Below are 6,970 nucleotides of genomic sequence, written 5' to 3'. Positions count from 1 at the left end.
CATCAGAGACGGTGTAGTTTTGATCGACAACCAGCTGAGCAGATTCGCGTTTGAATTCAGGACTAAAATTTCTTCTTTTCATTGGAGCACCTGTGTTGTTCTGAGGTGAGCATATCACCTCTGTTCAGATGGCCAAATTCAGTAAACCACTACAACTAACGTACCCATGTATCAGCAAACAGATCGCAGAGCACAGTAAGATTGATTATTAATAATGCTGCCTAACATTGATTTAACAAAAAGCTTTAGAATTTCTTCTGAAAATTATATTACAGTCCGAATACTTAATGTAGGACTTTATTTAAAACTATATTAATGCATTCTAAGCTCTCAATGATTTTATCAAATATAAAATCTAACGCATGGCTATAACCGGATGCCAAAGTTGCACTATCAAAGCCAAGCTTAGCTAAATGTTCGATGGATTTACCCACTGCTTCGTGAGCTTCAGAGTTCCTCAAATCGTTATTTATAAATAGAGCTGCTAACTTAAGGTTAGGTGAATTGAAATTTGCAAGTTCATTAGCATGTTTAAGTGCTGATTGTTCCTCATTCTGTTCAAGAGTAGCCTTCGTAAGGTTTAATATTCCTTGCAATAACTTTAGCGTTTGCAATCTTTCAATATCCTTAGTATTCACACCCATTGCAATACTTAGTTTCTTTAATGAACCTATTCTAATCTTATTGATGATCTCGTTTATAGTCTTGCATCTCGCTAAGAAATCTTGCTCTTGCATATCGCTTGAGGCTACATGAGAAAGCTTTTGCAATACAGGATAGTTTCTTAGGCCTTCAGCATCAAGTTCATCTTTGTTATATTCAAAAATATCAGAACTCGATAGGTGAACATCCAAAACCCTCCCTAGAGATACTAGGTTATTATTAAGATTAGCTAGTTCTCTAGCAAATCTAAAAGTCTTAGAAACAATATGCTCAACATCTAATGAGTTAACATCAATAAGATTTTGATCTTTCGCATAATCAAAGACATGATATATTTCTTTTTCTGGAACTCCTCGGTACAGCTCATAAAAAGGTATTTTTACTAAGTTTCTTCCGACTCTTATACAGTCTCTAAACGCCCACTGCCCGCCATAACTAGGGTCTGCTTGATAATGATTATTATAAAAAAATGGAATAGCTTGGTAGGTTTTATCTTTCTCATATTTAATAAGAAAAGCATCATCAACATACACGTATTCGCTTCTTCTATAATCGCTAGCTCGGGACATTGTCATCGGAGCCGTGTGACCAGGCCATACTAATGTATTGACGTCTAATTCAACGCAAAGCTCTGGCTGAACAGATTGAACAGTTCCCCATGCTTGAATTATTACCCTATCTCCATGATCAACTATTTCGAAATCAATCCAAGGAAGATTTAATACATAGTGATTAGCACCTGATAAAAGACTGAGTACCTCTTTGGTTCGTTCGATAAAGGCTTCGAAGAAGAAAACTTTTACGCCTACACAACCTTTCATCCATAAATATTTTCTGAGGTAATCATTCCTCATTGTCCACTTAACATCTTTCTTGCTTTTAAAGTAATATTCGCTTGAGACATCTCCTTGTGCGACGCCATAAGATGGCGAAGTAACCTCATCAAATATAACTTTTTGTTCATCATCACCTATGAGCCTTGGTTTTAAACCCAGTTTCATCCAAACATCTTCGGCCAAAAAAAAGGAGTAGTGAGAACTAGACCCCCAAGAGGCTACAATATACCCATAACCTGAAATAGATATATTTATCCCCCAAGCTCCACCTTTTACTGTACAGTCTGGCGTGGAATATGTTACGACACCTTCACTGGATTCACGTAACACTCTTAGTTTTGCAACATCATCCTCGGGAACTACGGCCATGATCATATGAGTATAATCATAATCATCTTGATATTTATTTTTTTCGTACCGATGAGTTACAGTAACATCTCGCTGAGGGTTGGAATTGTCTTCAACAAATAATAGATCCTTTAAACCCGGAGGTATTTGCTCAGCTGGTAACGGAAGCTTTGATATATAATCAAGCATTTAATAACCCTTTATGATAATTATGAATGTTTTCTAATTTAGCAATTATATCCAATTTGAAGAGTTTATGTCTAACCTACTTTTGTCAATAAAATCATTACAGAGCTTTAGCATTTCTGCAAGCAGTGATCACTATATGTCTGTCGCTGAAGTGCACTATTACTTGTTGCAAATTGCCTGTCTGCTATTGGCACGAAGCAGACCACCTGAAGGACTGTGGGGTCTGCTAAGAGCGAGGTGCTGACACTAACTTAAAGCCCCCAAACGATCTAATATGGCAAAGGCTCATGAATTTTTATGAAATTGCTACTTTAAATTTTTTTTGAGTTCATTGATTCCTATCACTTGGGTCTTAACACCAAGTATCTCATAAATAATTCTAGCTCGATTTTTTAATCTTGTATCTTCTGTCACAAAATAATCACAGATATAGGCATGTTCTAAATGCGCTCTATCTCTATACGAACTAGCAATCTTGTTAATTTTTGAAAACTTTAAGTGTTCTGTTTCGAAATTTACAAAATCAAAAAGAGAACTTAGATCCTTTATCGCTGTTCTGTAGTCCTCAACGAAACCAATACTCCCGGAGTCAATAAATTCACCGATGCTTGTATTTGAAAACTTGTGTTTAACATAGTTAAATCCAGAAACCTTCTCCTTTTCATTTCTCTTAAAGAACCCAATAATATCACTGGATATAGTATTACTCAATTCACGACCTTTACGCAATTCAGGGTAAGCGTGAAAATATTTGATAAAATCCGGTGCAATGGTAGATTCGAATAATTTTGTCAGTCCAAAGTACTTTTGGACACGAGCAGTTGTATGCTCAATATTTTCAGTTACATAGCAAAGCCCTTCGTTCATATAACCAACCATCTCACCATTAGTTAATGAAAGCAAGTCTGAGCAGAAAGAACTAAAAAATATTGGATTACTATTTAATGCATCTTCAACCAAATAAGAACTATAAACAAATGAATAGTTTGCTTTTTTTGTTAGACTCAAGTCATTTGCTAGTATTTGAATAGTATTAGTATCTAAATATATTGATTTTTTTTTGATAATTATTTTTTTGAATCTTATGTTTTTTTCTTGAATAATATGTTGGTTGTCGAAAAAAACATCTTGAGAATCTGCACTCTCATAACTCAATAACGCTAGTCTAAAATCACATATAATACCATCGAGGACTGAAATATAATTCCGATATTTGCTACTCCAAGGAGGTGATAGTTTAATGGAGATTTTCTTTTCGTGGTTGTAAAGAGTTCCTGAAATAAGAAGATCATCTTCTATTTTAGCATCATATATTTTCAGTATATGTGAAATTAACTCTTTATTCCCCTTGTTTAATTTATTAACGCATTCGTTTACTTTTTTATAAGCGCCAACAACTAGATCATAATCAACATTCTCTTCACCTTCAGTGCATTTATACATCCTATCTAAATCGATGAGCAGCTTAAAATCTTGCATTTCTTTTATTTTAGCAATTGACTCTATATCATCAAAATGTTGCCTAAGTAAATTATAGAGTATCCTTGCGATTGCTTTTCCTAATGTTTTGTTCATTTTAAATTTCATCTACATAATGTTTTTAAAGATGGCTAGCATGCTGATGGAAAACAATTCTAATTGTATACACTATATTTGTTTTTTGCGGATTTCAAGCGTTGATGTTCGAAAAACCGCTAAAAAATATGAATTTTGTAGAAATGAGTTTCATCTCAACATTTCAGGTTAAAATAACCCCCTTCCACAATTACCTTTATGAACGAAGGGAAGAGATCAATCTAATGCTGTGTCATCGGTGTTTTCAGCTTTATTTGTTAGTTCCTTCTTTTTTTTGGTAGTGCATCGATTTAAATTTGCTAATTTCTGCAAAATTTCACTTTCCTTTGTCTTTATATGCTTGATGGTTACTTTGTTAATGGGGAATGCTTGATTACTTTCCGCTCTAGATAAATTCATGCCCCAAAACTCCTTGAACATTATCTTATGTATTTCTGAGAGCTTAATAGGTGAGCAACTATTGTACATAGAGCTACTTATCATATATTTTCTGAGCTCAGTATTATCTTTCCCACCTAAAGCGACTAAGAATATGTATGTGCATTCTACATAGGTTAATTGTGAAAAAACTAAATCGCGATATTGTTGTATATTAGAATTTACAGGGCAATTTTCTTCTAAATGTCTAAGTAATATTTTGAAACTTTCTATTAGTCTCCATTGACGACTCAATACACTGCTGAGAAAGATGAAATGCTTATAATAGTAGTAATTCATTATTTCTTTATCATCATCAGTAAGTTCATTTCTTCTATATTTTTTGCGTAGTTGAGCCGGAATGACATTTAATCCAGAATCTTTTATTTTCCCGGTAAATATGGCTAATGATTTTTGAAGAGCATCTCGCCCAAATAATTCACTACCTTCATAATTTATTTTAACTTCTTTCATGGTGCTATGAAAAAGAGAAATTAATTTATGTAACGTTTCTTCGTATTGTAGTTGAGAAGATATTCTATCTTGTTTCTTTGACTCGTTTTCTTGACTGTTTATTTGACGTTGTTGATAAAAAAGAGTAATTAAGAGGCCTGAGAAACCCAGCCCTGAAAATAATGCATTTAGAATTCCAAAGCTATCGCCGAATGAACCTAATGAACTAAGAGAGTCTGTCTCGCTTACGTTGTGGATTATGTAGGCCATAAATCCAAAGTAAATGAATATAATGATTGTGAATGGTATGGTAAATATGTAATTTTTTTTGAGCCAATTAATGTCTTTCATTGTATTCATATAAATTAAATTGTGAGTATCGATATGGCCATATTAGTAAGCTTACGCAATGTTCGCTATCAAGGCTTTTAGGCTACTGTCATAGTGTTTTCATCCAACATAACCTCCATAGAAAATCTGAGGCTTATGACAGCGAGTGTAGCTAACGTTCTTAATAAAGACCACAATTTTTAAGTTCATGGTACCCTGTATAAGGGGCTGATAAATAAATTGATCTCTTCGCTGAAAACAGAGCCAGAAAGAAGTCAAGCAACTTAAACGCGAGCTGGTTCGTAAGGAAAAGGCGCTGACGGTGGGGGCCGCGATACTGATGCTACGAAAGCAGTCGCGGGATTTTTACAGGGAAACCGACGACCCCCGCACAAGAACGGCAGACACTTATAGGTTGTGTGCGAGAAGCGATGGTTGACGATCCTGCCCTAAAGTTGGGCTGACCCATCCTGAATCACTTAAAAGTGTAGTTCTCCGGGTGCGAATGACCACAGTTGGCACATAGCCGCCTGCCGGATTAGATTGCGCTCAGATCAGCAAAAGAGCCGGATCGAGCATGGGTCAGTACCCGCTGATTTATTCAACGACACTCTACAGCGCTTTCCCATAAACCCGCTCCACATACCTCCCACGCCCATCTCCATGCCCTAAATCCATCGAAACCAGCGAGCGGGCTTCCCGGTTACTGAACCCCTGTCGCCGATAATAGCGCATCGCATCCTGCGCCCATGCGTAACGCAGGCTGTGCGGGGAGTATTGCCCCTTTAGTCCTGCCAGAGCAGTTTGTGAACGCCAGCGGTTAATGGCGCTTTTCAGATCCGGTTTATCAATCAGCCGACCATTGCGAGCAGCGGTAATCGCAATCGCCTGATGCACTGCCTGCGTTAACGCTTCCCGATCCAGCACTCGCGTTTGCCGGGGCCGTCCGCCTTTGGTGCCGAATACCACCGTTAATTGCTCGTCGCCTCTCTCCAGCGCGGTGGCCCACGTCTTGAGCGACTGCGAACACTGCACCGCCTCTTGCGAACGTAGGCCCATCATTCGTGCCAGTTGAAGCGTCAGCGCGAGTCCAGTGTCTTTCTGTTGCAGGATTGCCAGCGCCGCCCGATAGCGCTCCGGCGTAATCGCCTGCCGCGTGCCGTCCCGGCTGGCGCCGCTCAGCCCTAACGCCCTGTTGCTCAATCGGTCCGAATCCGCCAGCTTAGCCCGCCCGGCGGTGCGCAGTATCACCCTCACTGCCGCCATTTCATTATGCAGCGTGCGCAGTGTAATTCCCTGCTCTAACCGCCCGGCGATATAGCATTCGATGTGTTTTGCTTTCAGATGCTGCACCGAGCGGATCTGAATATTCAAAGACAGCAGATGGCTGGCAAGCCGCTCTGCAATCTTTAGTCGATCATGTACCGTCTTATGGCTGCCGCCGGCCTGTCGGGCCAGCGTCTGCATCTCCCGACTTAATCGTGACATATGCTATCCCCACCATACTCAATAACCTCTGTTCTCCGGCGCACGGTGATTCACGACACGGATTTACCGTGCCGCACTGAACAATACCTGCGCGCCGGAGCGGCAGCGGTTGAGATATGACGGAGATATCGGTTATGCACTCGGTGCAGCCGCCTGCATCAGCAGGGTAATCCCCTCAGGCTGAAAGCCTGCCTCAGGTATCGGTTCAGTCCTCCTCTGATAAGTGGGTTGATGAGAATTGACGCAGAAAATGTGCGTCAGATGACAGGTCGCGCCGGAAAGCGCTGTGGCGTAAGGGTTGGCGCAGAGATTGTTCGCGGCGTCACTTGCAACGGCTATGCGCCGTATGAAGTGACGCCGCTGCCTCATGGGTAAATCAGGCTGAGGCAGCAAAAGGCTGCAGACGGTTACGCCAGCTATAAAGGTTGTTGTACGCATCAATGCGTATGCAAAAAGCAGTTGCTTCACGAAGAACAAGCAGGATGCCGCCCTAAGGAGCTGAAATAAGGTAGCTACCATCGCCGCAGCGATCACCCGCGAACTGGTAGCGAGGCGGGTTGGGAGTCGACCACACAGGTTGGTCCTGCGCGTTGCCTTGAAGGTCGTGGCAACATGGGAGTGCTGCGTGCAGCAGCGGTATAACACTGACAATCTACTGCGCCAAAATCCGT

The 6,970-nt window shown here is 40.1% G+C and carries 4 protein-coding genes; all 4 read right to left on the bottom strand.

Annotated features, from left to right (window positions below; genetic code table 11):
- Positions 1-284: 284 nt before the first annotated feature.
- The 4 genes from ABRZ28_RS19425 to ABRZ28_RS19410 all read right to left on the bottom strand — a co-directional run bounded on the left by ABRZ28_RS19425 (position 285) and on the right by ABRZ28_RS19410 (position 6,299).
- Entirely contained in the window at positions 285-2,036 is a 1,752-nt protein-coding gene (locus tag ABRZ28_RS19425) for a hypothetical protein (protein ID WP_330521199.1), read from the bottom strand.
- A 306-nt stretch (positions 2,037-2,342) separates the two neighbouring features.
- Complete coding sequence (locus tag ABRZ28_RS19420; protein WP_330521198.1) at positions 2,343-3,611, bottom strand: hypothetical protein; 1,269 nt, start codon at positions 3,609-3,611, stop codon at positions 2,343-2,345.
- A gap of 216 nt (positions 3,612-3,827) precedes the next feature.
- Complete coding sequence (locus ABRZ28_RS19415; RefSeq protein ID WP_330521197.1) at positions 3,828-4,832, bottom strand: hypothetical protein; 1,005 nt, start codon at positions 4,830-4,832, stop codon at positions 3,828-3,830.
- 591 nt (positions 4,833-5,423) lie between these two features.
- Positions 5,424-6,299 carry an integrase domain-containing protein gene (locus tag ABRZ28_RS19410; protein ID WP_330521196.1) on the bottom strand — a complete coding sequence of 292 codons (876 nt, stop codon included), beginning with the start codon at positions 6,297-6,299 and terminating at the stop codon, positions 5,424-5,426.
- Positions 6,300-6,970 lie beyond the last annotated feature (671 nt).

The sequence above is a fragment of the Brenneria sp. g21c3 genome, from assembly GCF_040240345.1.
GTDB lineage: Bacteria > Pseudomonadota > Gammaproteobacteria > Enterobacterales > Enterobacteriaceae > Brenneria.
The sequence above is the reverse complement of the archived record's forward strand: the minus strand, read 5'-3'. Positions and strand labels throughout refer to the sequence as shown.